A 26,958-nucleotide genomic window follows, 5' to 3' on the forward strand; every position below is an offset into this window, starting at 1 on the left:
CTCAACCAAAAATGGCCGGCGATCAGGTCACACGCAGCGGAGTTACTCACACAACGTTGACCCAATTCCGCCAGCCATTCTTGACTTGAAAGTTAAATTACTTGGTTAATTCTGAAGGGCCATCGGCAATCTCGGCGACGTAGAATTCGGCTGGATAACCAATCGTATCTTCGTAAACCTTGCCAACCTTAGCCTCAAAGTCCTTAACGTTGTGCTTGTTGACGATGGCAATCGCACAGCCACCGAAGCCAGCACCGGTCATCCGGGCACCCAAGACACCCGGTTGTTCCCAAGCCGTTTCAACCAACGTATCCAATTCCTTACCCGTTACGGCAAAGTCATAATGTAAGGAAATGTGTGAGGCGTTGACCAAGTGACCGAAGCTCTGCATGTCACCCTTTTGTAACGCATCGAAGGCCTTCAACGTCCGTTGATTTTCGAAGACCGCGTGACGGGCCCGCTTGATTAAGGTCTCATCGTTAATCAGATAAGCATTTTGGTCAAACTCATCTTCGTTCAAGTCGCCCAGCGTCTTGATGTCCAGCTTCGTTTGTAAGCGACGCAGGGCTTCTTCACATTGAGCCCGCCGTTCGTTGTACTTGGAATCGGTCAGCTCCCGCCGCTTCTTCGTGTTCATGATCACCACAACGTTATCGCCCAAGTCTAGGGGGGCGTATTCGTAGTCCATGGTGTTGGTGTCCAACAGGATGGCTTGGTCTTTCTTCCCCATGCCAATGGCAAATTGGTCCATGATCCCGGTGTTCAAACCGAAGTAATCATTTTCAACTTGTTGGCCGACCTTGACCATTTCAACTTCATCCAACTTCATATCGTAACCGACATGCAAAATCTCGCCCATCAACATTTCCATCGAGGCAGATGAGGACAAGCCGGAAGCATCTGGTAAGTTCCCGTGAACATAGAGGTCGAAGCCATGGTCGATGGTTAAGTCTTGCTTAGCCAGTTCGAACAGCATCCCCTTCAGGTAGTTGGCCCAGTTGTCAGCTTTGTCGAAGGTCAAGTTGTCCAGAGAGAAGGTTAAGACCCCGGCATCTGGCACATTAGCTGAGTAAACGCGGAATTCGCGGTCGTCCCGAGCTGAGTAGGCAGCGTAGGTGCCCATGCTGATAGCGGCCGGAAAGACGTGGCCGCCGTTGAAGTCGGTGTATTCACCAATCAGGTTAATCCGACCGGGGGCAAAGAAGACCCGTTCTGGTGCGACGTTAAACTGTTCTTGATATTCAGATGCAAGGGTAGCATAATCCATGGCTATTAACTCCTTCGTAGTTTTAGTAAAACTTTTACCATTATCATAGGCGCTTCAGCGATGCTTGTCAACAACTTTTTAAAGCGCTTTCTTTCCTTTTAAATAAAGGCCGCAGGCTCATATCACCTGCGGCCTTGTGAAAAACCAGTTTATTTAGCTTCAGCCTTTTCAGTTTCCAATTTCTTTTCCAATTCGCGCACGATTTCAGCGTGCTTCTTTTCAGACAAGGTAATCTTGAATTGGTAAATCAAGGCCGCCACAATCAATAAGATCATCGGCATATAGAAGATGAAGGAATGGAAGATAAACATCCCGTGAGCCGTAATGTCACTAGGCTTGGCATCCCCGGTCATCCCAGAGTGGACGGCGGCGATAACCACGATCCCCGTTGAGAAGGCCCCGGCCAACTTATCAATCAGTGGCCGGACGGACAAGGTAACGGATTCATTACGAGTGCCGTTCTTGTATTGACCATATTCAACACTATCGGTGATGGTCATCAAGGCCGCCAAGAAGATCATTGGGTATGGGAAGAAGAAGATAGCATCGGCAATGTACATCATGATGGTGTTGGTCCCCGCAAACATGAACAAGACGTAACCAATTAACATCATGCAAATCCCACCAATGTAGACACCCTTCCGCGTAATCTTAGCCACGATGGTTGGGAACAGTGGTACGGAAAGAATCCCTAAGATGGCGGTAATTACCCCGACCAGACTGTAGGCACCGGCGTTACCAATGACGTAACGGAAGTAGTAAATCAGGAGTGAGTTGGTAACCACGTAGCTTAAGGCAAATAACAGGTACGAGAACGCCAACCACATCAGTTGATCGTTTTCCCCGATAACCTTGAACACATCGCGGAACCGCGTTTGTTCGGTGTTTTCCCGAATCAAACTCGTCTGCTCCTTGGTCCCAAAGTAAGTCGCCAGAGCCCCTAAAAATGAAACGGCCCCGATGACGATGGCAAAGCCTAACCAGCCGGCCCGAGTTTGCGTATCTCCGTGAGACCCAGAGAACATTTGTGAGAAGTAAACGACTAATGGGGTAACAACGATGATCACCCCTTGAGAACCTAACGTAGAACCGAAACGACCAATCGTCCCGAACTTATTCCGCGTCTTAGAATCAACACTCAAGGCAGGTAACATGGACCAAAAGGCAATGTCTTTGAATGAATAGAAGATATCCATGATGACGAAGACAATCCCAAATACCAGGAAGTAAATGGATGTGTTGCTGTCCGCCAAACCGAAGAGACTGGAGAACATCAGGATAATCCCAACGGAACTAACGATCGCCCCAGCCAAAATCCAGGGTTTGAACTTCCCAACCTTGGTATTGGTGTTATCAACCATCCCACCAATCATTGGGTCAAACGCAATTTCAATTAAACGAATAACCACCACCATCGTGGTAACGATACCGGCTTCAGCAGCCGCACCCTTGCCAACGAATAAGGCACTGGTAACAAAAATAGCAAAATAAGTATTCAGGGTCGCGTAGAACGCATCATGACCGAACGCCCCTAAAGCATATGAGAGATACTGCTTAATCATTTTTTCCTCCACACCTTTCAACGGAAACTCCGTCTTATGCCGTTATATGTATTAGTGATAACGGTGTTCAATGATTTTCGATAAGACGGCTTCTCGTTGTTGGGACTTCGCCATATCAAATTGTGACTCTTCCAGTTCGTTAAAATCTTGGGCTAACAGGGTTGCCTCAAGGTAAAGGGTCAACTGACGCTTGATGTAGAGCTTATTCGCCTCATCTGGCCGTTGCTCGTTCCCTCCAAGGACTGCCGCTGCGAACGCCTCTGGATCTAACGTAATCTTTTCGTTTTTCTTTGCCATTGCAAAACACCTCGTCTTCCCAATTGTTATTTATAGGATCGGTAAAACTTGTTGCGCTTTTACTAAAATGTAAGCGCTTTACATATGTCATTCTAGGACTCTTCAGCAAAATTGCAACCGCAATTTTTGTGCGTTTTAACACAAAATGTTCTGTTATAAGTACTAGTTGTCACGTTGCAACCGGTTGTCCTGTGGCCATAACTTTTTTAGTAAACAATATTTATAAATGAAAACAAAAAATCACCGGTAAGCGTTTTTCACTTACCGGTGAAATGTTTTCACTCAGCTATTCAACTGAATTGACATACGCCTTTAAGGCCTTTTCATACATCGCTAATTGGGCTTGCGCAGCGGCATCCGTCTTTGCACTGGTCCCGATATAGAACTTAACCTTAGGCTCGGTCCCTGAAGGTCGAATGCAGATCCAGGTCTCATCGGCGAGCCAGTACTTCAAGACGTTGGCTTGTGGTAAGTCAATCTTGCTGGTGGTGCCATCCGCAGCGGTCTTCACACTCGTCGCAAAGTCTTCCACGGCGGTGATAGCCGTTCCAGCAAAGTCTCTCGGAGCATTGTCACGGAACTCACTCATCAAGTGTGCCATCTGATCGGCCCCGTCAACACCAGGGAATTCTTCAAACGTGGTCTTTTCGGCTGAGTAACCATAGGTCGCATAGAGTTCTTCGATCCCATCGTACAGGGTCATCCCCCGTTCCTTGTAGTCCGCCGCAACTTCGGCCAGGAGTACTGTCGATTGGATGGCATCCTTGTCACGAACAAATGGTTTGATCAGGTATCCGTAGCTCTCTTCGAAGCCAAAGAGGAACGTGTGGTCGTGATTGGTCTCGTATTGGTGGATTTGTTCGGCAATAAACTTAAACCCAGTCAAGACGTTCTTCATCTCTACCCCATAAGCTGCCGCAATCTTGGTGGCTAATTCGGTGGAAACGATGGACTTCACCACGCGCCCGTCGGCCGGTAACTGGCCAGCGGCCTTGCGGGCCTTCAAGATGTAGGCCAACAAAATGGACGCAATTTGGTTTCCTGTCAACAGTTGATAGTCCCCATTCGGTTGACGAACGGCGGCTCCTAAACGGTCGGCATCGGGATCGGTGGCAACCAAGAGGTCGGCGCCCTCTTTCTTCCCTAACGCGATCGCCATGTCGAAGGCTTGGGCGAACTCAGGGTTCGGGAATGGCACCGTTGGGAATTCAGGATCGGCGATGGCTTGTTCGGGAACCATGGTAAAGTTCTCGAAGCCGGCGCCCCGTAAGGCCCGCTCACCAATTACCTTACCAGTCCCATGCAGTGGCGTGTAGATCAACTTCATGGTCTTCCCCACCTTAGCCACCAAGTCATGGTTAATCGTGACAGATTCAACTTGTTCCAAATAAGGTTGATCAACGTCTTCGCCAATGATGGTCAACCGGTGGTCGGCCCGTAGCTTTTGTTCGTCAGCCACCGCAATGCCAAAGACATCCTTGGCGGAACGGACAAACGTCGTGATCATGTCGGACACCTTAGGTGGCATTTGCCCACCATCAGGGCCATAAATCTTGTACCCGTTGTATTGCTTGGGGTTGTGACTGGCGGTAATCATGATGCCCATTGCCGTGTGTAAATGACGGACCGCAAACGACAACTCTGGCGTTGGCCGTAAGTCATCAAACACGAAACTAGGAATCCCGTGAGCACCTAAGACATGGGCTGCCTCGTGCGCAAACTCATTAGAGTGGTACCGGGAGTCGAAGCTAATGGCGACCCCACGTTGCTTCGTCGCGTCATCCAGGGTGTCCAGGTAGCGGGCAACCCCTTCCGTAGCTTGCCGAACCGTGTAAACGTTCATTTGGCCAATTCCGGGGCCCATGATCCCCCGCATACCGGCGGTCCCAAAACTCATAGGGGCCGTGAAGGCGGCCTTCAGGGCATCATCGTCGCCGGCAATCGCGGCTAATTCACCTTTAATGTAAGGAATCATCGTTGGTTGTGCTTGCCAAACTTGATAATTATCTTGCCAACTCATTAAAATCTCTCCTCTTATTTCCGTTCGTATTGATAGCTAATCCAGTGTGTGACCGGTTGATTGGCTGGTAGAATCACGTCGCCAAAGTCCTCGTGGTGAATGGCATCCGGTAAGGTTTGGGCCTCCATGGCCAGGGCATTGTAATCATGTTTCTCGGCCCGTTTAGGATCGGTGGCGTTGGCCGTGAAGACCACTAAGGCGTTCCGATCGGAGAAGACGGAAACCGTCCGGTGACCAGCCTTGTCACCAACCTCGGCGATGGGTTCATCTTTACTTGGACGCACGACGAAGGCATCATCGTATTCGACTTGCCCCGTCTTATGCAGTTGGTCCAGCCCATCCTTGATGGTTCGTGGGTGACTGAAATCATACCCGGTTCCGGCGGTGGCAACCATTTCCCCCGTAGGGATCTTGGCTTGGTCTAAGACCAGGCGCTTGTCGCCACTCAACTTCAACCACTGGTCGTCCAGGCTGTATTGATCATCTGTGACGTTGAAGTAGCTGTGAACCGTTGGATTAAACAACGTCGTCGCATCACTCTTGGCATCGAATTGAATGTCGAGGTGATTTTCTTCGGATAGCGTAAAGGTCACCTTGGCGTCCATAGTCCCAGGATACTTGTCGTCGGCTTCCGTCGCGGTATGCGTCAAGATGACGCTGGCCGTGTCCGCCGTCTTAGTAGTCGTTGCCTCCCAGTTCACAAAGGTAAAACCATGTGGTCCCCCGTGACTAGCATTGGGATCTTCGTTGGCATCCAAGTGGACCGTCTTACCATCTAAGTCAAATTGCGCACCGGCAATCCGTCCAGCTACCCGGCCTAAAGTTTGGCACAGGTAGAAGGGATTATGATCGTAGTCAGTTAAATTGGGTTGATGCACAACTAATTGATGACGTTTACCATCTTCCACGACACTAAACTCTTGCAAGGTTGCGCCCCAGGTGAGAATCGCCACCCGCGTGCCTTGTTGATTGGTTAACACGTACTTTTTAACCGCCTGCTGGTGTAATGTCCCGGCAGCGCTTTCAGTAATTTCCATAAATCGCGCACCTCCAAAATTAAGAATCCGGTTTCATTGTATAATACTCGAAGGAAATGTACCAATTTTTAGTAAAATTTTTGTAGAAAAGTTAGCTTCGGCCCCAGCCACCGCGACCACCCCGCTTTTTATCAGTCCATATTTATCAGGAATGGCAAATATACGATAATGGAATAATGAGTATTCGCAACCCCCGTGATTTCTCTGGACTTATCAATTGATTATTCGCTATACTACTTGCGAATCGTTCAGCATTACACAAATTACTGACGCTTGATATAAGGAGGAACTATAATGCCATCTACTACTGCAGCCGCCGAGAAGCTCTTGCTTCAAATGGTCGACGACTATACTGAACGCGAAATCAGTCCAGAAGATATGCCCATGGACGCCGCGGGCGACTTTCCCGCTGGCTTTATTCAAAAACTAACGGATACCGGATTCTTAGGCATGATGTTGCCCCAAGAATTTGGGGGTGCCGGCTTCGGTCCTGAAGTGACCGCTGCGGCCTTGAACCACATTGCCCGCGGCAACGCCAGCACGGCCGTCACGCTGGAAGGTCACTTTAAGACCATCGACCAAATTCTGAAGTTTGGGACACCAGCCTTGCAACAACAACTGTTGCCCTCTGCTAACGACCGGATCTTTGCCTTCTCGATGACTGAAGCCAGCGGTGGTTCCAACCCGATGGGGATCGGTTCGACGGCAACTCGTGAAGGTGATCACTGGGTCTTAAACGGGGATAAAATCATGATCACGAACGGTGGCCTGGCCCAAGTTTACTGTGTACTGGTCAAGACTGCCCCACATGAGCTCTCCGTCTTCGTCGTTGACCAAGACATGCCCGGCTTTTCATTCGGGAAACGGGAAGACTTCATTGGCCTTCGCGGGACGCCCGTCGGTGAAATCGTGATGGATCACATCATTGTCGATAACGACCACCTATTGGGTAAGGTCGGCGACGGCGGCCGAATCGGCGACTCCGCCCACGATGACGCCCGAATCCTAATGGGCGCCGTGCTGACCGGTATCATGGAACATGAACTGAAGATTGCCACTGACTACGCCAAAGAACGTAAGGCCGGCGATCAACCCCTGACCGCCCTGCAGGTCACCCATCGTAAGGTTGCCGACATCGCGATGCGCAAAGAAACAACGAAATTATTATTTGAAAAAGCGGCCCAATTAAAGGCTGCGGGCCAACCATACAGTGAAGAAGCCGCCATGGCAAAGGCCCACGGCTCACGAGCCGCTGTAGCCGCCGGTGACGACACCTTACAAATCCTCGCCGGCTATGGTTACAGTCGGGAATATCCCGTTGAACACTTGATCCGTGACGCCCGGGCCATGGAAATCGCCGAAGGAACCGTTGAGAAGATGCGGTCCGCGATTGCCACCGCCGAATTTAATAAATAGGAGGTTCCCCATGAAAATTGTGGTTTGTATCAAACAAGTTCCCGAAACCAACGATGTCACCATTGACCCCGTGACCCATAACCTGGATCGCCGCGGTCTAGCTGGCGTTATGAATCCCTTTGACAAGAACGCGATTGAACTCGCCCTGGACCTTAAGGATAGTCGCGATGACGTACAGGTTGCCCTACTGACGATGGGACCCGATGACTATGCCGAATCCCTACGTGAAGGCATGGCCATGGGTGCCGACGAAGGCTACCTTCTGTCCGATCGCGCCTTCGCCGGTGCCGACACGCTGGCCACCGGTTATGTAATTGCCCAAGCCCTCAAGAAGATTGGCGATGCCGATCTGATCCTCTTCGGCCGCCAAGCCGTCGACGCCGACACCGGCCAAGTGGGCCCCATTGTGGCCGAATTTCTACAACAACCACAAATCACCTACGCGGCCAGTCTGCGCCTGAGCGGTGATAATGAAGTTACCGCCGAACGGTTGTTGGAAGACACCAAGCAAACCTTGGTCGCGCAACTACCAGCGGTCGTTAGCGTCCGGAGCGAGTTAAACACGCCCCGTTACCCAACACCACGAAACATCCAACTGAGCTTCGACAAACCTCTGACCACCTGGCACCACGACGACTTAGACCTTGACGACACACGTTTAGGTCAGGCTGGATCGCCCACCATTGTTACGAAAGTTTACGCCCCGGAACCCGTCAAGCGGGAACTCACCAAGCTCGACGGCACGCCTGCCGAGGCTGCTAGCCAACTGATCACGGCGCTCAAGGGCCGGCAATTAATTTAAGGAGGAAGCACGTATGTCAAAACCAGAATTATGGGTCGTCGCTGAACGACGACTTGACCACATTGAACCCACGACGCAACAACTGATTACCAAAGCCAAGCATCTTGCCGGCGACCAAATGCATACCGTTGCGGTCCTCTTTGAAGCCACGACGGATCACCTAGAAGACGAGCTCAAGGCTTACGGTCCCGATGAAATCCGGATCGTCAAGGATGACCGATTCCCGACAGCCACCGATGCCGAAATTGCCGACGCCCTGCAACAACTCGTGACGAGCAACGAACCAAACTCAATTCTGTTCGGGGCCACCATCACGGGCCGCTCGATTGCACCGCGGCTACAGGCCAAGCTGCAAACCGGCTTGACGGCCGACTGCCTGGACTTACGTTTCGATGACGATACCTTGGTAGCCACCAAGCCCTCTTATGGGGACAACATCATGTGTGAAATCATCTGCCCAGATCACCGACCACAAATGGCGACAGTTCGGCCCAACACCTTCGTGGCTGAACCCACCGATGGTGCCGCAACCGTCACGACCGCAACCATCACCTTCCACCCCGTTAAACGCCTACAAGTAAAGACCGCAACGCCGGTCGTTAATACGGCGACAACGGTTGGCGATGCCAGCCGCGTAGTTGCCTTAGGCCGGGGGGCTGCTAGTGCCACGACCATTAATACCGCAACCAAGTTAGCTGAAAAACTAGGCGGTCGTATTGGTGTTTCCCGGCCATTAACCGACCAGGAACGCTTCACCCACGATGACCAAATCGGCCAGAGTGGAAACACCATTCACCCCGAGCTGATCCTGAACTTCGGGATCAGTGGTGCCGTTCAATTCTTGGTTGGTATGCAAGATTCCCAGACCATCGTGGCCGTCAACTCGGATCCCGATGCCCCTATTTTCGATGTTGCCGACTACGGCTATGTCGGCGATGCCTCCGCCTTCATGACAGCCTTATTGAGTCAGTTTAACTAGGACCTTAAGATCTTAGTTTTCTGATTCAATTAAGATGGTGGACAACGTCCGCCGAAGATGTGGCCTTGACGGGCTGGAACGCCGTGGGCACAGCTTTGAGCCAAGGAACGTCTCAAAGACTGGCCTTTCTCTAGGCCTGGTAAGCCCACCGGCCCAAGAGAAACGACACGGTTGAGCCCCGGCCACACCCTCGGCTCACCATTAGTCGCTGTCATGACTAAAGAGCAAACGAATAAAACAATAAAACAATAAAACGTAAAAATACACCTAGCGGATTACATCCGTTAGGTGTATTTATTTTGTCTTAATTGATTAAATTGCGGAGCTAAGGGCAGTCACTGCTGTCCACCCTTAAGACACCACTCACGATCGTATAATTCCAGATCACCACTCGCCTCAAGTCACTTAACCATTCCGATCAGAATGACAATTCTAAGCGACCAGAGGTGAGCGAGGCTCAGTGGTGTAATTGTCTTAGCGAGTGGGTTCCTCGCTTAGGCAACGCCGGCTTGGAAGACCGCTTTTTGGCTTCCAAACGAGCGCACCACGTTCCAGCCTCTAACCCACCGCCGGGAGCGGCCAATGAACACTAGCCTTCCTGACAAAATCAGAATGCCAAGTCAAAGCAGCCGTGGTGAAAATGCCTTGGTGAGTAGATTCCTCGCTTAGGCAACGCCGGCTTGGAAGACCGCCCTTTGGCTTCCAAACGAGCGCACCACGTTCCAGCCTCTAGCCCATCGTCGGGAGCGACCAATGACCACTAAACAGCGACAGTCTAAAGGTCGAGTAGGACCTGTAGCAGCTCGCGGGCCGATTCGTTCAACTTGTCTTGTGACTTGTCGTTGCCAAGATGGGTGTAGATTTCGCCGACATAGACATCATCCTTAAACAGCCGGTCGAAGACCTTATCGATAATTGGCCGCGTCGCCGCTTCCTCTTGAACGGGGCCGAATGGGTTGGCAAAGAAGGTCGTGCTCATCCCCACTTCGTCGGTAGTACCAAGGGCCCGTCGCTTCCCAGCAACAAAGGTATCCTTGGCGGTTGCTTCATCGGTAAACCGGTGAATACCCACCGCATCGTCATAGTTGTTCGCGTAAACCCACATGTCAATTTCATGGTGCGCAACGACCCGAGGCCAACTGTTGGCTGGAATAATGACCCGGGCATTCTTTTGTTCGGGATTCATATAGATCCCACGGTCCATATTGTTAAAGGCCACTTCACTACTCAGATCATCAAGCCGGACAAACGCCCCGGTTTCGGTCCCTTGGGCATAGAGCTTACCGTCTTCCAGGGTAAAACTCCCCATGTCGTCGAAGATCGTTTCAATGTTCACAATTTCCTCATCCGCGACGGTTTGTAGCGCCTCAATCGACTCGGACTTTCCGGCACCAGAATCACCGAAGAAGACCACCGTTTTAGTCTTACCATTAGTGAAGGTAATCTTGACCATGGAGCCATGGATGGGCAATTTGTGCTTCGAAATCATGTGCAAGTTGTGCAGTGTCAAACACATCTTCTTCATGTAGCCAAAGTAAGTCGTGTCATCGTTGTACGGCACCTGACCCACATAAAGGTCGTTTTCAGCATCGTAGAAGTAATGACCGTTAGCCGGTTGGTCATCGCCTTGAGAACCGGGTGTCCCGAACATCAGAACCAGATCTGGCTTGTGATTTTCGATCCGGGCATGGTCGGCCAGCTTGAACAGGTTGGCTAGGGCCATCCCCGAAGCCAAATAGTCCCGGTGGAAATAAATGTAAGCCAAGCTCTCACCGATCATAGCTGGGTAACAGAACCAATCGTCTTTCGTCCCAGTAAAATGTTCGATGGGGTTGGTTGCGGTTGGGGTGAAGTGCCCCTTACGCTTATTACTCTTGGTATGCAGCATCATTGGTGGCCGCAACATCAGGCGACTCATGAAGCGGATATCTCGTAAGTCCTCGTAACCCGCAGGCACTGGCCAGTTAATCTTTTGTAGCAGGACACACGCACTGGACCCCGCATTCACTTGCCGGTAAACATGGTTGGCATGTCCTTGTAATTTTTCTTCAATCTGTCGGTATAGCCGAATAACCAGGTTATTAAATCGTTGATCAATCGTCATAAATTCGGCACTGACGACATCGTTATGCTTAACCGTCATCGTGGCAACCCGCAGGTAGGCCCGGTAGTAACTATACAGAGCTTCAATGCTGGCCAGAATTTCCGCCGGCTGGTATTGCGCATAAGCGTCTGGACTATCGGTTAAAATGGCCTTAACCGTGGCTAAGTAGACTTCCGGTGATGCCAGGTTGAAGGTATCCTTAGCCTCGGCATCGTCAGGCGTCTTGTCACGTTGGTCCTTTAAGAATAAGCGAACAAATGCCGCTAATTCCTCGCTGTTAACCAAGTCAAAGATATTGGTAATGAAGTGTGCGTTGAAGTTCAGCACCGCCACATTGCGGTCTGGGTTGGCATAGAAGGATGCCAAATCAATCGCCTTAGTTTTTTCCATGGGAAAGCCCCTTTCACAACTGTCTTATTCGCCATTTTAGCTTAGTTTTAACTTTGAGGGAAGCGACTTCTTTAATCGTTCCTGGTTTTCTGGGCCGTTTGCCGACCATCCCGCAGGAGAACGGCGAAGACCCAACCAACGACGGCCACGACCAGGAAGGCCGCAAAGACGGCCCGGTATCCGACCAAGGCAGCACTGGCCGAGCCCGCCTTTGCACGACTGGCCGTCACTCCAGCCAAGACCAGGGTAGCCACCGCAACCCCCGTCGAGCCAAGGATTTGTCGCACCGTCGTAATCACCGCCGTCCCATGCGAGATCAGGTGATCCGGTAGCGAATTGGCCCCCAAGGTCACCGCTGGCATCATCACAAAGGCATTACCACCCTCGATTAAAGCTGCCGTCAAGATCATGGCGACCAAGGATTGCCGCCCCCCGACTAGGGTCAACCACAACCAGCCGAAGACAATCATGGTCATCCCCGCTAGCATGGTGGCCTTGAAGCCGATCCGGTCCGCTAATTTACCCGTTAACGGATTCAGGAGACTGAGTACCACGGCCCCCGGCACCAGCGCCATCCCCGAAGCAAATGGTGATAATCCCAACACCTCTTGATAATACAATGGGAAGATGATGGTCACGACAATCAGGGCAATGTAAGACGCCCCCGTCAACAGGACCGCCAGATCGAAGTTGACCGTCTTTAAAACCCGTAAGTCCAAGAGTGGCGTGTCGACGTGAAATTGCCGCCAAACGAAGTAGGCCACGGCCAAGACACTCACGACCAGCAGACCCATCATCCAACCCCAGTTGACGTTGGCTTTACCCGTCTGATTGACCACGTAGAGAATGCCAATGAAGCCCAGGCTACTGATGACGGAACCCGAATCCAGCTTGGAGGCATGGGCCGGCATCACATCCTTAATCGTCTTAAGTGCGATCAGGAAGACCACCGTAATAATCACCATGAAGACTACGAATAGGCCTTGCCACGTGGTATATTTCAACACGATTCCCGAGATAATTGGGCCAACGGCCAGTGCGGATCCCATAACCAGGCCGGCAAAGCCCATGACACTCCCCCGTTGGTCTTCCGGTGTAATCCGAAGCATCACCGTTTGATACGAGGGAAACATAATCCCAACGGCCATGGCCTCCATGACCCGTCCCAGCATCATCAAGCCAAAACTCGGGGCCAGATAGATGATGAAGGTCCCCACATCAAACAGGGCCAAGACCGTTACGAAGAGCACTGGGAAACGGATATTGTTCAACAGCCATGGGCTAACCGGCATCATGACCACCATCACCAACATGAAGCCGGTCGTGAGCCATTGCACCGTTGACGCCGGAATATTGAAATACCTCATTAAGGTCGGATAAGCCGTGGATAATGACGATTGACTGATCGACATGGTAAAGGTTCCCGCTAATAACGTCCATATGAAAGCCAAATGGCTATATGGCCGCCCCTTCAAATCAATTGCTTGTTGCATTCGATCCGCTCCCCTCACGTCTACTTTAGAAACATTATCAACTAGTAACTATCGTAGTCCTTTTGACGTCCCCTGTAAACTGATCGTGCCAGGGGTGACCTGTTCAATCAAGTTACTTATCTGTTAATCTTTGTTACAATAGAATTAATTGATGACTGATGTTCATCGGTCACAGCGGACTACGCAAGGAATTGAGGGCAGACTATGGATTTAGTTGCATATTTAACTGACGAGATTGATTTTTTAACTGAACAAATGGAACAGGCTCAAGACGACCAGGACAATGCCATGCATTTCCTTTGTGACGCCCGGATTACCGAGGCCAAGCATATCTTAAAACAAATCGACACTGGAAACATCAATCGCCTTAAGGCTGAGTAGTCAAGCGACCGAACGAGACCCTTCGTTCGGTCGTTCTTCAATTTCATCCCTTTTAGGGAATCCGGTTCGCTGAAAGTTCTCATTAGGTGTAGATTAGAAGAGAAGAAAATTTTTTAGGAGGTAACACGTTGATAACCATTAAGTCAGCTCGTGAAATTGAAAAGATGGCGGCCTCCGGGGCCGTCTTGGCTGGAGTCCACAAGGGCCTCCGCGATATCATCAAGCCAGGTATTTCCAGTTGGGAAATCGAACGTTTTGCCAACCGTTACATCGCCGAACACGGTGCCACGCCTTCCGAAAAGGGGTTTGAAGGCTACAAGTACGCCACCTGTGTCAGTGTTAACGATGAAGTGGCCCATGCCATCCCTCGTAAGGAACTTATTTTAAAGAATGGCGACATCGTCAAGGTCGACATGACGGTCAACTTAGACGGCTTCGAAAGTGACTCCTGCTGGTCTTACGCGGTCGGTGAAGTCTCCGACGACGTTAAGCACCTCATGGACGTGACCAAGAAGGCCTTGTACTTAGGGATCGACCAAGCCACGGTGGGCAACCGGATCGGTGACATTGGTCACGCCATTCAAGACTTTGTCGAAAATAAGAATCACATGGGCGATGTCCGTGAGCTGATCGGCCACGGCATTCAACCCACCATGCATGAACAACCAAATGTCCCCCACTACGGTGAAGCCGGCCATGGTTTGCGCTTGCGTGAAGGGATGACCATTACCATCGAACCCATGGTTAACCTGGGAACCTGGGAAATTTCGTCAAAGATGACGCCAGACGACTCATGGGAATACTATGTCTCGGCCGATGGGTCCCTGTCTGCTCAATACGAACACACCTTGGTCATCACCAAGGATGGTCCCAAGATCCTAACGTCGCAAGACCCCGATTTTGATGCCAAGTACTTACTCTAATTTGGTGAGGTGACCGGTCATGAGCCTGACAAACCATACGCCTGAACACCAGGTTCAGCAACTCTTTAATCAAATTGCCCCGCAGTACGATCGAATGAACAGCTTGATCAGTTTAGGCACACATCACCACTGGCGCCACCAGGTCATGACCAGCATGACGATCCATCCCGGTGATTTTGCGCTAGACGTCTGTTGCGGCACCGGCGACTGGACGCTCGCCCTGGCGCAAGCGGTGGGCCCGGCCGGTCAGGTGGTTGGCTTGGATTTTAGTGATCAAATGCTAGCGTTAGCCGATCGCAAGGTGCGCACGGCCGGGTTTGCGAATCGGATTACCCTCAAACAGGGTGATGCGATGCAGCTCCCTTATCCGGATAATGCCTTCAACGTGGTAACGATTGGCTTTGGCCTGCGAAATGTTCCCGATGCCAACCAGGTTTTGAGCGAACTAACCCGCGTCGTCAAGCCGGGGGGCCAAGTGGTTTGTTTAGAAACGTCGCAACCCACAAATCCCGTGATTCACGCTGGTTGGCAACTCTACTTCGGTCAGCTGGTCCCGTTGATGGGCCGCGTCGTTGTCCACCAGTACCGGGCCTATAACTATCTGCAACGTTCGACCCACCAGTTCGTGGACGTCCAAACGTTGGCGGCGATGTTTCACACGGCCGGACTGGTCCACGTCCACTATCAAAGCTTCAACTTCGGTGCGGCCGCCGTGCATTTCGGCACCAAACCCTACCAATAAACCCTAATAACAAGGACCAGTCATGGTCTTCCCATAAGGGAGCAACCATGACTGGCCCTTTTCGATCTCATTAATTGTGATCGATCGCCGTAATTTTTTTTAGAAGTTTTTGATTACCATTGAGGCGGGCAAAGGCCGCCGCGTCCCGCAAGTCTTGATGAATATCCGCAGGCTCGCCACCCTGGCGACGCGTATTCAACGCCCGCTGATAGAGAATCCGGGCCACGTAATAAGTTACGTGATACTCAGCGCAAAGGGCCACCCCACGATTCAAAAGGTCGTTACTCGTGCCTAATTCTCCCGTCTCGCCGTAAAACCGCGCGGTGTAGTACAAGACCGTTAAGATTCGCCAAACGCCCTGACGTGGCCGTAATTTAAGTTCTACCAGGTCCTCGGTAACTCGTTGGAAATAGAATCCTGCTCGATCGTTGTCTCCCGCCTGTTGATAAGCAATCCCCGTTCCTGCATACGCCAACAAAGCGTATAGGGTATGGTGCCCCTCGTCAAAGTGGTCAAGAATCTGAGAAAAATCAAACAGGGCGTCCGTGATAGTACCGCCATCCAGTGCTGTTACATAACCTCTAATGAAGTAATACCGCATCTGAAAGGTCTGAGTTCCCCGTTCCACGTGGTTGACTTGACCGAGTTGCTCCCGGACCAGGTCGAATTCGCCTTGAAGTAGGCCCCACTCGGCTTGTTCTAAGGCCGCGGTCCCGGTAGGATCGTCGCCTTGGTCCAGTGGAAAGAGGTCATTGAGCGTCAACTCCAAGCGCTCACATAATTGTAATAGTATTTTGATAGCCGGCACCTGACCACGTCGTTCAAATTTGCTCAGCGTAGCCTGGGTACAAATGCCCTTGGCTAGCTGTTGTTGTGAGAGGTGTAATCGCCGACGGGTCTCGATAAAAATATCAATATTCACGCGTACTCAGTCCTTACTTTTGCGTTTTGTCCGGCTGCCAGCCATGCTGTTCTCGATCCCAATCCCGCTTACGGCTGGCCGAGACAAACGGATTTCCCGCCACAATATACCGTAGCGGACGATCCTGCCAACTGCCATCACTCACACCGACCCGTGAAGTCGCCAACACTTGCTTCGGCTGACGGGTTGCATCGGCCGTAATCGTTAAATTGTTGGCCCCCAACAAAGTGCGGTTCAAATCCTTGGATTGCAGTCCAATGGCAGCCGTCAACTTGCCGGGACCATTGGTAACATCTGGAATCGGCTTATCCCGGTTTTGTTGCATCAGATTCAATCCCTGATGTGGTTCGATGCCCCGAATTAAGATCCCCTGAGGCGTCCCTTCAGCCTGGGTGGCAATATCTAACATGTAATAGCCCCGCAATATGTAAATATAAATGGTACCGGGAGCATCATACAGCGCGGCGTTAGCCGCCGTGTACCGACCGTTAAAGGCATGGGCTGCAGTATCTTGCTCACCCAAATAGGCCTCAGCCTCCACGATCCAACCGCTAATCCTGCCGGCTGGCGTTTCATAAATTAATTCATGTCCCAGTAGATCCGCCGCAATTTCGGCGGTTGGTCGACCGGTATAAAACTCACCTAACGACTTATTCATCCATTAACGCTCCCCTTTCGACTATGTTAAACTAGACTCATTGGAGATGAGTATCCTTATGGCAATTAAGTGTGAACGTATTTATACTAAACCGGCAGATCTCAATGGCTACCGGGTCCTAGTCGATCGGCTCTGGCCACGAGGCATTTCAAAAGTAAATGCCCACCTCGACGACTGGAACAAGGAAGTTGGTCCCACCACGGAATTACGAAAGTGGTTCAACCATGAACCGGAAAAATTTCCAAAGTTTAATGAACGGTATCGTGCCGAGCTGAAGATCAACCCCGCCCTCACCGAATTCATTCAACAAGTAGAAAAGATTCTCCCCGACCAAGACGTCATTTTACTGTATGGTGCCAAGGACGAAGAACATAACCAAGCAGTCATCTTAAAGGAAGTTCTGATTCACGAACTCCGCACCTTGGTTCCCGATGACCGGCTATTAGATTAACGACAAAAACGAGGTTAGGACACTGGTCCTGGCCTCGTTTTTTTATGCCTAGCGAATGACAATCACGGATGTCGTCGATTTCTTGGCCAACCGTAACCCAATGGCACCCGGACGACCGTGACTGGCAAAGTCCACGTCGGCCCCACAAACAATCAGGTCGGGTTCGAAATCGGGGACAATCTTGTCTAAAACCACGTCGTCAACGTCACCGCCCTCGGCCACAATCGACCGCACCTGCTCAACGCCGAAGTCTTTGGCTTGTTCGGCATACGTGGCAACAATGCGTTTCAAGTGATCCCGCCGCTCGTTTAACTTAGCGGGCATCAGTGATTCGTAAATGCTAATATCATTGTTTTCCATGACGGAAGCAATTCCCAGATGGGCTTGATAATCCCGTGCCATCGTCATCGCGAACCGAAATGCCCGACTAGTCGATGGTCGATCATCCTCATCAATCGTGATTAGAATCCGCCGGAAGAACAACGGATTATTATTCTCGTCTGTCATCGAACCCCTCCAATAAATAGTCGGCCTAATTGTATCATAGTTAATTAAAAAACGCCCCACTTTACTGGGACGTTTTCACAATCTTTTCAGTTTAAAGGTTTAGCTAGCGTGATTAGGCGAAAGAATCATCGGTCCCTGAACCGCCCGCGGTAATTCCACCGTACTCCGGCGCATAACCACGGGATGCGGAACTGTGACGGGAGCCACAGCCCGTTCCTTCTCGGTTAGCATGTGCCAAATTGAATGCAACAACAGGCCACAGACAAACATCAATGGGAACCCGGCAATCGTCGAGACCGTTTGGACCGTCTTGAAGCCCCCCACCATCACAATCCCGAAGGAGAAGATAATGAAGACCACCACCCAGATCATCCGGTTCCAACGGCTAGGTTCTTGACCATCATCCAAGTGAAGACTGGTAAAGGATGACACGATGAACGCTGACGATGAAATCGTGGTTGCTAGGAAGATAAAACAAGAGACACAATACAGTGCCAAGATGATCATCTTGAATGGCAAGGTGGCAATCACCGTGGCAACCACGGCAGCTTGACCTTGCGTATTCAGAATGTGGACCAAATTCACAGCACCGGTCCGTTGGAGCCACAAGGAATAACCCCCGAAGATAGCATAGAAACTCATGCAGCCCAAGGCCCCATACGTTAACATCCCGACTAAGACCTGACGAATCGTCCGTCCCTTAGAGATCCGGGCAATGAACAAGCCCATGACAGGCATGTAGGATAACCACCAGCCCCAGTAGAAAATTGTTTCCTGCTGAGCCGTGCTATCCCCACCATTTGGTAGGGTGTTGGTCGACATTGCGATAAACTTTTGGGCCATTAACCCAATACTATTGGTTTCAGAATTTAAGATATACACGGTTGGTCCAATCACTAAAATAATGGCCAACAAACCCAAGGCCGTCCAAATATGGGCGGAACTCAAGCGGTTAATCCCCCCGTTCAGGCCGTGAAAGACCGTCACAGCAAAGAGGATAAACAATACAATAAAGAGTTCAATCTTTAGCATTAAATTGTCTTGGACACCGGTAAGTCGACTGAGCACCTTGGAAATGATGGGGATTTCCATCCCGACGGATGAACCAATCCCCCCCATAATACCAAAGACCACTAAGAAGTCCACGACGTGTCGAGCAATGACCTTGCCCCGACTATCACCCTGAAGGCTGGTGATTGCCGCACTAACTCGTTGGACCTTAGCATGCTTGACGTATAACACGTAAGCAATCGCAATCGTGGCTGGTGCAAACATCATCCACGCCATCGGGCCCCAGTTGAACTGCCCCAGCATGTGCGCAGCGCCGTAAGCATTGCTTGAGAATGGCTTGAAGCCAAACGCTGGGTGTTGCACGTACCGTAAGGGATCAACGATCGACAGCATCAGGATGCTGGCATCGATCGCCGTCGCAAATACCATGCTCCCCCACTGAAAGTTGCTGTAGTGGGGCTTGTCGTCGGGATCACCCAACTTAATCTTACCGAATTTTCCAAAAGCCAAATACATAAAAAATAAGAAGTTGACGACGTACACCATCAAGTAAGCCCATGACATGCGAGTATCAATCCAGTTTAAAAGTGAACTTAGGCCAGCCTGTAATTGGCCGCCACCTAGGATAAACAGCAATGACGCGAGAATAAATAAAACGATGGTTGGTACGAATACTAACTTATCAATATTTTTACGCGCTAAAATAAATAATCCTCCTCATTTGTTTCCTGGGAGCCCAGCTCCCAGCGGATGTTGTTCAGGTGAGATTGTACAAAAAAAGCGCTGTTCCTGGGGTCGTCATCCGAGCCACCTGTACAGCGCTACCGCGTTAAATACAAAATGCCTGCGTCAATCTCGTTAAATCAATATCCAACGTCTATTATACGCAGAGCGATCGATAAGTAAAATCTAGGTCATTAATAAGTTTTTAAAGTGAAAATGTAGCCGGTTACATCGACGATGATAACTACAATCTAAGAATTTGATGAGAATTTAGGGGCCCCAGAAAATCCCGGTCTATTTCAGCAAATCTGGCCACTGTTCCACGGCCGCAGCATCCCCCGTGGCGCCATTATCAATGGTCTTAATGACCCGCGCTGGATTTCCGGCAATCACGACATCATCGCCGAAGGACTTGGTGACAACCGAACCAGCACCAACCACCACGTTATTACCCAACGTGACTCCTGGTAAAATCGTCACCCGACCACCTAACCAAGCATTATCGCCAATAGTAATGGGTGCCCCCATTTCAACGTCAGCTACTCGCGCCTTGGCATTTAAGGGATGGACTGGCGTATACAGACCAATGTTGGGCCCAAAGTAACAGTGTGACCCAATGGTAATGGGACAAGTGTCAAGAAACGTCATATCATAGTTGCCATAAAAATGGTCGCCGATGTGGATGTTCCAGCCATAATCAAACTTGAAACCAGCTTCAACGAAGAAGTCGGCCCCGCTATCCTTAATCATAGCTTGGTAACCCGCGTTACGTTGCTGATTATCTGCCAGTTGATTCGTGGCCTGTAATGCTTCCCGAACCTTTACTCGCCGGTTGATCAACTCTGTATCAAATTGATTATAGGGCTGACCGGCCGTCATCGCTTCACGTGCAGTTGTCATATCTAAAAATCACTCCTCTATCGTCATGATACCACTCTCACCGGCAACAAAAAAAGAGTCCTCGGCAACCACCGCGAACTCACTTAGGATTTATTCAGCTGTTTCTGTCATCGTATGGGGATGTTCCCGTAAAATCCAAGTAATCCCATATTGGTCGACGACCTGCCCCATTTTGCCCCCTAAGGCCATGTTGATGTAGGGACTGATAACCTTAACATCAGCGTCAACCAGGCGCTGGTACAGCTCGCCTAAGGCTTTGACGGCCGCATTATCATCTTCGTCAACCGTTAACATTAACGAAATCAACGTTGACGACGTTGGCTGGCCCATTAAGGCATCGGCACATTGAACATCCACGCCCATGATTTGAAACCCGCCACGCATGGTGATGGCCTCTAGATCCACACTAGCTTCCAAGCCCAATTGTTCCGCTTCAGCCGCCGTTGGGCTGACACGATAGGCATTAGTGGCGCCAAAAACCTCCTGATAATAGGTAATTGCGTCCTTTGTATTCTCGAATTCCAGGTACGGAATTATTTTTGCTTGCATCATCGGAACCCCATTCATCTACTTAATTAAAGGTCATTCAACCGTCGCATTTCGGCCGAACCATCCCCGATCAATCACATTTGATCCATCGTTTGGTTTAACAGGTGATCCACAAACACGTTCCCCTGATTGGTCGCGTGTCCTTTGGTCCACTCGTACGAGAGACCCGTGAACCGTCCTAGTAACTGGTCCACGTCTTGCCATAATTCTGCATTAGCCAATGGCCCGGCACTCCGGCGCCACTGCCGCTGCTTCCAACCCGCTAACCAGCCAAGCCGTACGGCATCCAAGACATACTTGGAGTCTAAAACGAATTTAATCCCACTGGTTGTCAGCCCAAGTTCTGCCAACTTCCGTAGGGCATTGCGAAAAGCCATGATTTCCATTCGATTATTACTGGCCCCAAATTCACCGGCAGAGTCGGCAACGACTTCACCGTTGGCCAGTTCGATCCGATACGCCCAGGCGGCCTTATCTTCGGCCCTCACGTGGCCACCAGCGACGTTCCCGGTATTTCGGGACCCACCATCGGTATAGACCGTGATCGTTGCTGGAACGGCCGCACGGGTAGTCTGTGGCTGTGTGGGCTGACTCGGTCGGGCCACCCGCTGCGTTGGCGTTGCCCGCATAAAAGCCTGGGCTTCTGCCAACGTCATAAAGCTCTTGTACCGCGCACCGGCGTATCCACTAACTTGTTTCTGGGTCTCAGGCCAATTTCGGTAAATTCCCCTCTGTCGACCTTGTCGAACGGCATAGTATTTCTGTCCCACTTGAACCCCCACTTTCAAACTAATCTAAACTAGTTTACCATACTTTGCCAACTTTTCTGCCAAATCGAATAGGGCCAAGTTAGTGAATGCGTTACCATTGTTGTGATGACCGATTAATTTGTTGAGCCAACTTTCCGTGAGAAAACTTAAAAAAGATTAATTTCAAAGTGTAAATTATTCTCATAACTTTTATATTATGCTATCCTAGTAAGGGTGAATTATGATCGGAGAACTCAGAACCACTTAATTCACGAAATCTTAGAGGGGGTTTTTCATGAAAAATCCGATACGCGCCACCATTATCACCGTCGATCAAGCTCGGGCCATGCTGAAAGATCAGCGTGAACAACGCGACGAACGCTTTCCACAATTAGCCGTCTCCGGTCAATATATTTTACCCGATTACCGGCTAACTCGTAAGCGTGAAGCATTTAAGATTCGGCGGCACACTTTCTTAAAAAAACATTTCCGCTCATATGTGGCCTTTGATTCCGACAATGGTCAGACGCTGTGGATTCACAACTTCGCCAGCCTATCAGAAGCCTGCTTCTGGTTAAACACCGGTTTGAAGCCCGGCGATACCGATTCAACCACTTCTTACGTCGATTGGCGTCAAGAACACACCACCGAAATCGACACGTTGAAGGAACAACTGCGCATCTTACATCATGAAAAGAAAAAGCCCGTAACACCTGCCCCTAAGCCAGCTAGCGTGACTGACGTCAAACGGGTAAACAAGGTGAAACATATTAAGAAATAAGCTAACTAAAATGGCGGCGTGGAGAATTAATCTCCACGCCGCCTTTCGCCTACGCTAATTTAGTTACTTTAAGTTTAAATGGACCTGCTTAGGATCGGTCTTAACCGTCACATTACCGTGGTGAATAGAGTAAAGAATTTCTGAGCGCTCGTTCAACGCGTTATAGAAGTTATTGTTATTCATGATCACCAGGTTAGCTGGCTTACCTTCACTCAAACCATAGTGGTCTAGCACGTGCATGGCCTTGGCCCCGTGAGTCGTCACGAATTCGTAGGAGTTCATGATTTCATCGTAGCCCATGACCTGCGCGGCATGCAAGCCCATATGCAACGAGTCCAACATGTCGCCATTCCCCATTGGGTACCAAGGGTCCTTAATGTCGTCTTCCCCAAAAGCCACGTTAACTCCGGCAGCATTCAGTTCCTTCACACGAGTCAACCCACGACGCTTAGGATACGTATCGAACCGGCCACCCAAGTGGGTATTGATCAGTGGATTTGAAATCATATTGATATGTGACATCTGCAGCAAACGCATCAACTTGTACGCATAGGCATTGTTGTAAGACCCCATCGCCGTGGTGTGGCTGGCCGTCACTTGGTCCCCCAAACCCGTTTCCAAGGCTAAGGTGGCCAAGGTTTCCAATCCGCGGGAGGCGGGATCGTCAATCTCGTCACAGTGAGCATCAACTAGCTTACCGTATTTTTGGGCTAATTCAACAGCGAAATGCAGCGACTCAACACTGTATTCACGGGTGAATTCAAAGTGAGGAATTGCCCCGATCACGTCGACGCCCAACTTGGCCGCCTGTTCCATTAATTCCTTTCCATGAGGGAATGACAGAATCCCCTCTTGTGGGAACGCCACCAGTTGTAACTCGATAAAGTCTTTGACTTCATCACGAACCTCAATCAAGGCCTTCAAAGCCGTTAAATCAGGGTCGGTTACGTCCACGTGAGACCGTACAAATTGAATACCGTTAGCGGCTTGGAGTTCCAAGGCCTGACGTGCGCGGGTCTTGACGTCTTCGATGCTTAACGTCTTCTTACGTTCGGACCAGATCCGAATACCGTCGAACAGTGTCCCAGATTGATTCCATTCTGGGTCACCGGCAGTCATCGTACTGTCCAGGTGAACGTGAGGATCAACGAATGGCGGCAAAATTAATTTACCGGTGGCGTCGATAACCGTTTCCCCCGATTCAGGGCTTAAGTGGTCGGCAATCGCCGCAAACTTACCGTCCGTAATCCGAATGTCTTGTGGTTGTTTGGCATTTTCAATCAGTCCGTGTTGAATTAACATAAGTGCTAATCTTCCTCCTATTTACCTATACTCAGTAAAATCCCGGGATCGTCAGGCCAAAACCTAACAGGGTGAGATCAATCAGTAACCCCGTCGCCACAAAGAAAGCAACCACGGTTGCCGGGACCAACCACCCCTGCGAACAGCGCCTAGCTGTTCGACTAATCCCTATCAAGCTTATCATAGTTACCACCACTCCGAGTGTTAAAATGATCGGTTCGCTGGGAATTATTTGATACAAAGTATCTGTCACACCCAGCCAAGCCAACCAGGCGGCCACCATGCCGCCGGCTAGCCATCCTACCAAATGTTGTGTAATTTTGCTCATATAAAGGCCCCCCACCCCGCTATGAATAACTTTATAGGCCAGAATGTTCGCACCGGTTTCTCCGCTATGCTATGCTTGTCGTGCTTTTTAATTTCTTCGATGGAGGCTAAACAACTCATGATTAATTCAACTCCCCAGGCACTCACCATTGCCGGCTCAGACAGCGATGGTAGCGCAGGTATGCAGGCCGACTTGCACACCTTCTTTACTCGCAACGTCTACGGGGCTTCGGTGATTACCGCTTGTGTTGCCGGAAATTCTTACGGTATTCACGCCAGCGTCCCCATGCCCACTGACTTCATCGACCAAGAATTTCAAGATTTAACGGACGACTACCACATCAAGGCTTCTAAAACCGGCATGCTGGCAGACTCCGAATTGATTAAAAATGTGGTCAAGAATTATCAAAAAGGTGATTTTGGTCCATTGGTTGTGGACCCCGTCATTATGACGAAGCACGGTAGCCAATTGCTGGAGGAAAGCGCCTTTGACACCCTTCGGATGGCACTCTTACCGCTGGCAACGGTTATTACGCCTAACTTTTATGAGTCACAGAAGATTGCCGAAATGACCATCCGGACCGATGATGATACCATTACCGCTGCCCACAAGATACAAGCCATGGGCGCCAAGAACGTGATCGCCAAGGGGGCCCATAGCGATTCCAACCAGACGGTCGTCAGGGACTACGTGTTACTCGAATCGGGCGAAGGCTTCTGGCTCAGTGAACCGTACCATGACACCGACCGAGTTAACGGCACCGGCGACTCGCTGTCGGCCTGCATCACGGCGGAATTGGCCAAGGGCACCCCGATAAAGATGGCGATTCAAATTGCCAAGCAGTTCGTTAACACCGCTATCGGTGACCCCATCCAGGTTGGTCACAAATTCGGTCCTATCAACCATTGGGCCGCCCAGGCTGCCAAGATTGACCTGACCCCTGCAACTGAAGACTAAGATTATCCGGACCGTGACCATCGTCACGGTCCTTTTCAACCTTATGAACCCACCTTTAGTTCATCTACCAGCGATCCGGGCTCCAGGTTCGGCCATCAACCTCGCCGCCTAACTGTTCGGTCCGGCGGTCTTGCTCGGCAACCACTCGTTCCAACGCTAACCAGAACGCCCGGTTAGTGAAATCCGGTTGCTGTTGTGCCAGCCGATCAAGCTGTTCGGTTAACCATTTCGTTTCTTCAGTCATCTTCCTGCTCCTTAATCATTGCCAAGGTGCCTTGCAAATCTGAAATGGCTGTGCGTCGCTGGTCAAACTGGTCGGCCAGCATTCGCCCGGTCACCCGTTGGTCGGCTGGTAACTGAGCAATTTGTTTAGCCAATTGTTCCGCAAACCAAACCTGTCGATTGGCTAAGCTATCCGGATAAGTCTGCGTCAGATATCGTTGGTAGTCGGTGACTAGCCTGAGCTTTTCCGGCTCCTCCAGATAACCAAACTGGGGGATAGCTAGCGTCGGCAGCCACACCATCCTGGCTCGCTGAGCCAGGGCGGCAAATGGCGTCAATAAAGCATCCAGTGAGAAGCCTTCGGTTCCACCCCGTTGGAACGCGGTGGCTGGCATGCCAGTCGATACCACGAGCCCTAACTCCTTACCAGCCAACGGATAACGTCGATCGCCATACACAAAGTTACGGGTCAGCACGGTGTCTTCCCATTGCTTTAACCCTGCCGGGGCAGTGTACCAATACAATGGAAATTGTAAAATAATCCGGTCCGCCGCACGTAGTTGGTGCTGTTCCTTTTCAATATCAATCGTTGATTGACTTTCGATATGTTCCCATACAACATCCGTTTTGGGCAGACTCGCCTTTAAAAACTGTTGGGTACTCGAGTCTGCTAGCTCTGGATGGGATACTAAAACCAAGGTGGTCATGCCTTCAGCTCCTCGTTATTTTTACGCCGTCTTCGCGTACGTACTCTCCTTCATACTTTAGCACAAACACCCTAACGACTTCATATCAAGCACTCGTTGGTTAGAAAACAGAAAAAGGGGTCGTAGCCATCAGCCACGACCCCCGGTAGTGAGTCAATTCACTACCGTTGACGATTGTTAAATTAAGCGACCATTTGAGTCGTCATCATATTTACGTCGAGTGGCCAAGTGTTTGCTTCGCTTGCGGAAAGCCTCTCGATTGCTGACATACAATTGTCCTGCTGCGGCAACTGCGATGAGCAATAAAATAATCAAAACAGCATACATAACAATTCCCCCCGTCAACATTAGGTTACAAGACTATTATCCTAATGTTACAGGAATATTTCAAGGGCTCCGACTCAATAATTAGAATTTCTTGATTTTCTCATTGAATTGTTAAGTTACTTACTTGTCGATCGGGATTCCTTTCTCGTTGAGGCCTTCTTCGCGGATTCCTTTCTTGACTGCTCGCGAGACTCAGACTCACGCCGTTTCTTAGTCTTGCGGACCTGGTTAGACACCTGGTTGGTTGGACTAACATCCTTCTTCCCCGAGAGGTTTGCCGTTGGGTAGGCTACCAGTAAGACCAGCACCGACAATCCCAAATACTTGAGATTTTGCTTACGGACACCTTGGGCCTGTGTAATTTGGAAAAAGTAGTAAATGACACAGATCGCCGCAAAGAATACCACGACCTCTGCAATCGTATGAATAATGGCCATTTTTACGTCCCCCC

General features: G+C 50.4%; 28 protein-coding genes and 1 pseudogene. 9 read left to right on the plus strand and 20 right to left on the minus strand.

The genetic code is table 11. The features are described 5' to 3' along the window. Positions 1-97: 97 nt before the first annotated feature. The 5 genes from LSE01S_RS00185 to LSE01S_RS00205 all read right to left on the minus strand — a co-directional run bounded on the left by LSE01S_RS00185 (position 98) and on the right by LSE01S_RS00205 (position 6,183). Positions 98-1,267: a galactokinase gene (locus LSE01S_RS00185; protein ID WP_061775609.1), complete on the minus strand. Its 1,170-nt coding sequence runs from the start codon at positions 1,265-1,267 to the stop codon at positions 98-100. A gap of 149 nt (positions 1,268-1,416) precedes the next feature. Next, entirely contained in the window at positions 1,417-2,829 is a 1,413-nt protein-coding gene (locus tag LSE01S_RS00190; RefSeq protein WP_061775610.1) for a glycoside-pentoside-hexuronide (GPH):cation symporter, read from the minus strand. A gap of 51 nt (positions 2,830-2,880) precedes the next feature. Then, positions 2,881-3,126, minus strand: coding sequence for a hypothetical protein (locus tag LSE01S_RS00195; RefSeq protein WP_061775611.1), 246 nt, complete (start codon positions 3,124-3,126; stop codon positions 2,881-2,883). A gap of 286 nt (positions 3,127-3,412) precedes the next feature. Continuing rightward, positions 3,413-5,146 (minus strand): phospho-sugar mutase, encoded by a 1,734-nt coding sequence (locus tag LSE01S_RS00200; RefSeq protein ID WP_061775612.1) that lies wholly within the window; start codon positions 5,144-5,146, stop codon positions 3,413-3,415. A gap of 14 nt (positions 5,147-5,160) precedes the next feature. After that, positions 5,161-6,183: an aldose epimerase family protein gene (locus tag LSE01S_RS00205; RefSeq protein WP_061775613.1), complete on the minus strand. Its 1,023-nt coding sequence runs from the start codon at positions 6,181-6,183 to the stop codon at positions 5,161-5,163. Positions 6,184-6,477: 294 nt separating this feature from the next. On the opposite strand from LSE01S_RS00205, the gene LSE01S_RS00210 reads away from it, so the two are divergent. From LSE01S_RS00210 to LSE01S_RS00220, 3 genes are read left to right on the plus strand one after another with little or no spacing between them, the layout of a single operon-like run. After that, on the plus strand, positions 6,478-7,599 hold the full coding sequence (locus tag LSE01S_RS00210) for an acyl-CoA dehydrogenase family protein (protein WP_061775614.1): 1,122 nt from the start codon (positions 6,478-6,480) through the stop codon (positions 7,597-7,599). Between the two features lie 10 nt (positions 7,600-7,609). Then, positions 7,610-8,401: an electron transfer flavoprotein subunit beta/FixA family protein gene (locus LSE01S_RS00215; protein ID WP_061775615.1), complete on the plus strand. Its 792-nt coding sequence runs from the start codon at positions 7,610-7,612 to the stop codon at positions 8,399-8,401. A 13-nt stretch (positions 8,402-8,414) separates the two neighbouring features. Beyond that, positions 8,415-9,380 (plus strand): electron transfer flavoprotein subunit alpha/FixB family protein, encoded by a 966-nt coding sequence (locus LSE01S_RS00220; RefSeq protein ID WP_061775616.1) that lies wholly within the window; start codon positions 8,415-8,417, stop codon positions 9,378-9,380. Positions 9,381-10,155: 775 nt separating this feature from the next. Here the strand turns inward: LSE01S_RS00220 and LSE01S_RS00225 are convergent. Together LSE01S_RS00225 and LSE01S_RS00230 are read right to left on the minus strand one after the other, a co-directional pair. Continuing rightward, positions 10,156-11,874, minus strand: a complete 1,719-nt coding sequence (locus LSE01S_RS00225; protein ID WP_061775617.1) for a phosphoenolpyruvate carboxykinase (ATP) — start codon at positions 11,872-11,874, stop codon at positions 10,156-10,158. 71 nt (positions 11,875-11,945) lie between these two features. After that, positions 11,946-13,367, minus strand: coding sequence for an MFS transporter (locus LSE01S_RS00230; RefSeq protein ID WP_061775618.1), 1,422 nt, complete (start codon positions 13,365-13,367; stop codon positions 11,946-11,948). 204 nt (positions 13,368-13,571) lie between these two features. On the opposite strand from LSE01S_RS00230, the gene LSE01S_RS11035 reads away from it, so the two are divergent. The 3 genes from LSE01S_RS11035 to LSE01S_RS00240 all read left to right on the plus strand — a co-directional run bounded on the left by LSE01S_RS11035 (position 13,572) and on the right by LSE01S_RS00240 (position 15,413). After that, positions 13,572-13,748 carry a hypothetical protein gene (locus LSE01S_RS11035; protein ID WP_169790362.1) on the plus strand — a complete coding sequence of 59 codons (177 nt, stop codon included), beginning with the start codon at positions 13,572-13,574 and terminating at the stop codon, positions 13,746-13,748. Between the two features lie 128 nt (positions 13,749-13,876). Next, on the plus strand, positions 13,877-14,671 hold the full coding sequence (gene map, locus LSE01S_RS00235) for a type I methionyl aminopeptidase (protein ID WP_061775619.1): 795 nt from the start codon (positions 13,877-13,879) through the stop codon (positions 14,669-14,671). A gap of 19 nt (positions 14,672-14,690) precedes the next feature. Beyond that, complete coding sequence (locus LSE01S_RS00240; RefSeq protein WP_061775620.1) at positions 14,691-15,413, plus strand: demethylmenaquinone methyltransferase; 723 nt, start codon at positions 14,691-14,693, stop codon at positions 15,411-15,413. Positions 15,414-15,483: 70 nt separating this feature from the next. Here the strand turns inward: LSE01S_RS00240 and LSE01S_RS00245 are convergent, their stop codons facing one another. Together LSE01S_RS00245 and LSE01S_RS00250 are read right to left on the minus strand one after the other, a co-directional pair. Next, positions 15,484-16,335, minus strand: coding sequence for a helix-turn-helix transcriptional regulator (locus LSE01S_RS00245; RefSeq protein ID WP_061775621.1), 852 nt, complete (start codon positions 16,333-16,335; stop codon positions 15,484-15,486). A 13-nt stretch (positions 16,336-16,348) separates the two neighbouring features. Further along, complete coding sequence (locus tag LSE01S_RS00250; RefSeq protein ID WP_061775622.1) at positions 16,349-16,993, minus strand: DNA-3-methyladenine glycosylase; 645 nt, start codon at positions 16,991-16,993, stop codon at positions 16,349-16,351. A 58-nt stretch (positions 16,994-17,051) separates the two neighbouring features. Between LSE01S_RS00250 and LSE01S_RS00255 the strand changes: the two genes are divergently transcribed. Beyond that, the gene (locus tag LSE01S_RS00255; RefSeq protein WP_061775623.1) at positions 17,052-17,444 is read left to right on the plus strand and encodes a DUF488 domain-containing protein; all 393 of its coding nucleotides are present in this window, start codon (positions 17,052-17,054) and stop codon (positions 17,442-17,444) included. Between the two features lie 48 nt (positions 17,445-17,492). Here the strand turns inward: LSE01S_RS00255 and LSE01S_RS00260 are convergent, their stop codons facing one another. The 5 genes and pseudogenes from LSE01S_RS00260 to LSE01S_RS00280 all read right to left on the minus strand — a co-directional run. Further along, a complete protein-coding gene (locus tag LSE01S_RS00260) occupies positions 17,493-17,951 on the minus strand; it encodes a universal stress protein (protein WP_061775624.1) in 459 nt (152 codons plus the stop codon). 99 nt (positions 17,952-18,050) lie between these two features. Next, complete coding sequence (locus tag LSE01S_RS00265) at positions 18,051-19,667, minus strand: BCCT family transporter (protein ID WP_305775253.1); 1,617 nt, start codon at positions 19,665-19,667, stop codon at positions 18,051-18,053. 312 nt (positions 19,668-19,979) lie between these two features. Then, on the minus strand, positions 19,980-20,585 hold the full coding sequence (locus LSE01S_RS00270; protein ID WP_061775626.1) for a sugar O-acetyltransferase: 606 nt from the start codon (positions 20,583-20,585) through the stop codon (positions 19,980-19,982). Positions 20,586-20,675: 90 nt separating this feature from the next. Then, complete coding sequence (locus LSE01S_RS00275) at positions 20,676-21,134, minus strand: VOC family protein (protein WP_061775627.1); 459 nt, start codon at positions 21,132-21,134, stop codon at positions 20,676-20,678. 77 nt (positions 21,135-21,211) lie between these two features. Then, positions 21,212-21,904 (minus strand): annotated as a pseudogene (locus LSE01S_RS00280) (ribonuclease H family protein); the annotation flags it as partial. 274 nt (positions 21,905-22,178) lie between these two features. On the opposite strand from LSE01S_RS00280, the gene LSE01S_RS00285 reads away from it, so the two are divergent. Beyond that, entirely contained in the window at positions 22,179-22,664 is a 486-nt protein-coding gene (locus LSE01S_RS00285; protein WP_061775629.1) for a hypothetical protein, read from the plus strand. A 63-nt stretch (positions 22,665-22,727) separates the two neighbouring features. Here LSE01S_RS00285 and codA read toward each other — a convergent pair whose 3' ends face one another. Both codA and LSE01S_RS00295 read right to left on the minus strand, forming a co-directional pair. Continuing rightward, the gene (gene codA / locus LSE01S_RS00290; RefSeq protein ID WP_061775630.1) at positions 22,728-23,966 is read right to left on the minus strand and encodes a cytosine deaminase; all 1,239 of its coding nucleotides are present in this window, start codon (positions 23,964-23,966) and stop codon (positions 22,728-22,730) included. A gap of 31 nt (positions 23,967-23,997) precedes the next feature. Then, a complete protein-coding gene (locus tag LSE01S_RS00295) occupies positions 23,998-24,294 on the minus strand; it encodes a hypothetical protein (protein WP_061775631.1) in 297 nt (98 codons plus the stop codon). Positions 24,295-24,411: 117 nt separating this feature from the next. Between LSE01S_RS00295 and thiD the strand changes: the two genes are divergently transcribed. Continuing rightward, a complete protein-coding gene (gene thiD, locus LSE01S_RS00300) occupies positions 24,412-25,251 on the plus strand; it encodes a bifunctional hydroxymethylpyrimidine kinase/phosphomethylpyrimidine kinase (RefSeq protein ID WP_061775632.1) in 840 nt (279 codons plus the stop codon). A 64-nt stretch (positions 25,252-25,315) separates the two neighbouring features. Here thiD and LSE01S_RS00305 read toward each other — a convergent pair whose 3' ends face one another. From LSE01S_RS00305 to LSE01S_RS00315, 4 genes are all read right to left on the minus strand, one after another. Beyond that, positions 25,316-25,495 (minus strand): hypothetical protein, encoded by a 180-nt coding sequence (locus LSE01S_RS00305; RefSeq protein ID WP_061775633.1) that lies wholly within the window; start codon positions 25,493-25,495, stop codon positions 25,316-25,318. Further along, positions 25,488-26,180, minus strand: coding sequence for an NAD(P)H-dependent oxidoreductase (locus tag LSE01S_RS00310; protein ID WP_061775634.1), 693 nt, complete (start codon positions 26,178-26,180; stop codon positions 25,488-25,490). Before LSE01S_RS00310 ends, LSE01S_RS00305 begins: the two co-directional genes overlap by 8 nt. A 177-nt stretch (positions 26,181-26,357) precedes the next feature. Then, positions 26,358-26,507: a hypothetical protein gene (locus tag LSE01S_RS11040; RefSeq protein ID WP_164510961.1), complete on the minus strand. Its 150-nt coding sequence runs from the start codon at positions 26,505-26,507 to the stop codon at positions 26,358-26,360. Between the two features lie 116 nt (positions 26,508-26,623). Next, positions 26,624-26,944, minus strand: a complete 321-nt coding sequence (locus LSE01S_RS00315) for a hypothetical protein (protein WP_061775635.1) — start codon at positions 26,942-26,944, stop codon at positions 26,624-26,626. Positions 26,945-26,958 lie beyond the last annotated feature (14 nt).

Origin of the sequence: Levilactobacillus senmaizukei DSM 21775 = NBRC 103853, from assembly GCF_001592085.1 — a bacterium.
Classification (GTDB): Bacteria; Bacillota; Bacilli; order Lactobacillales; family Lactobacillaceae; genus Levilactobacillus; species Levilactobacillus senmaizukei.

Bases quoted from the DNA above. Each gene is read 5' to 3' on its own strand.
- LSE01S_RS00185 (WP_061775609.1), bottom strand. From the start codon at position 1,267: ATGGATTATGCTACCCTTGCATCTGAATATCAAGAACAGTTTAACGTC.
- LSE01S_RS00190 (WP_061775610.1), bottom strand. From the start codon at position 2,829: ATGATTAAGCAGTATCTCTCATATGCTTTAGGGGCGTTCGGTCATGAT.
- LSE01S_RS00195 (WP_061775611.1), bottom strand. From the start codon at position 3,126: ATGGCAAAGAAAAACGAAAAGATTACGTTAGATCCAGAGGCGTTCGCA.
- LSE01S_RS00200 (WP_061775612.1), bottom strand. From the start codon at position 5,146: ATGAGTTGGCAAGATAATTATCAAGTTTGGCAAGCACAACCAACGATG.
- LSE01S_RS00205 (WP_061775613.1), bottom strand. From the start codon at position 6,183: ATGGAAATTACTGAAAGCGCTGCCGGGACATTACACCAGCAGGCGGTT.
- LSE01S_RS00210 (WP_061775614.1), top strand. From the start codon at position 6,478: ATGCCATCTACTACTGCAGCCGCCGAGAAGCTCTTGCTTCAAATGGTC.
- LSE01S_RS00215 (WP_061775615.1), top strand. From the start codon at position 7,610: ATGAAAATTGTGGTTTGTATCAAACAAGTTCCCGAAACCAACGATGTC.
- LSE01S_RS00220 (WP_061775616.1), top strand. From the start codon at position 8,415: ATGTCAAAACCAGAATTATGGGTCGTCGCTGAACGACGACTTGACCAC.
- LSE01S_RS00225 (WP_061775617.1), bottom strand. From the start codon at position 11,874: ATGGAAAAAACTAAGGCGATTGATTTGGCATCCTTCTATGCCAACCCA.
- LSE01S_RS00230 (WP_061775618.1), bottom strand. From the start codon at position 13,367: ATGCAACAAGCAATTGATTTGAAGGGGCGGCCATATAGCCATTTGGCT.
- LSE01S_RS11035 (WP_169790362.1), top strand. From the start codon at position 13,572: ATGGATTTAGTTGCATATTTAACTGACGAGATTGATTTTTTAACTGAA.
- LSE01S_RS00240 (WP_061775620.1), top strand. From the start codon at position 14,691: ATGAGCCTGACAAACCATACGCCTGAACACCAGGTTCAGCAACTCTTT.
- LSE01S_RS00250 (WP_061775622.1), bottom strand. From the start codon at position 16,993: ATGAATAAGTCGTTAGGTGAGTTTTATACCGGTCGACCAACCGCCGAA.
- LSE01S_RS00255 (WP_061775623.1), top strand. From the start codon at position 17,052: ATGGCAATTAAGTGTGAACGTATTTATACTAAACCGGCAGATCTCAAT.
- LSE01S_RS00260 (WP_061775624.1), bottom strand. From the start codon at position 17,951: ATGACAGACGAGAATAATAATCCGTTGTTCTTCCGGCGGATTCTAATC.
- LSE01S_RS00270 (WP_061775626.1), bottom strand. From the start codon at position 20,585: ATGACAACTGCACGTGAAGCGATGACGGCCGGTCAGCCCTATAATCAA.
- LSE01S_RS00275 (WP_061775627.1), bottom strand. From the start codon at position 21,134: ATGCAAGCAAAAATAATTCCGTACCTGGAATTCGAGAATACAAAGGAC.
- LSE01S_RS00285 (WP_061775629.1), top strand. From the start codon at position 22,179: ATGAAAAATCCGATACGCGCCACCATTATCACCGTCGATCAAGCTCGG.
- codA (WP_061775630.1), bottom strand. From the start codon at position 23,966: ATGTTAATTCAACACGGACTGATTGAAAATGCCAAACAACCACAAGAC.
- LSE01S_RS00295 (WP_061775631.1), bottom strand. From the start codon at position 24,294: ATGAGCAAAATTACACAACATTTGGTAGGATGGCTAGCCGGCGGCATG.
- thiD (WP_061775632.1), top strand. From the start codon at position 24,412: ATGATTAATTCAACTCCCCAGGCACTCACCATTGCCGGCTCAGACAGC.
- LSE01S_RS00305 (WP_061775633.1), bottom strand. From the start codon at position 25,495: ATGACTGAAGAAACGAAATGGTTAACCGAACAGCTTGATCGGCTGGCA.
- LSE01S_RS00310 (WP_061775634.1), bottom strand. From the start codon at position 26,180: ATGACCACCTTGGTTTTAGTATCCCATCCAGAGCTAGCAGACTCGAGT.
- LSE01S_RS11040 (WP_164510961.1), bottom strand. From the start codon at position 26,507: ATGTATGCTGTTTTGATTATTTTATTGCTCATCGCAGTTGCCGCAGCA.
- LSE01S_RS00315 (WP_061775635.1), bottom strand. From the start codon at position 26,944: ATGGCCATTATTCATACGATTGCAGAGGTCGTGGTATTCTTTGCGGCG.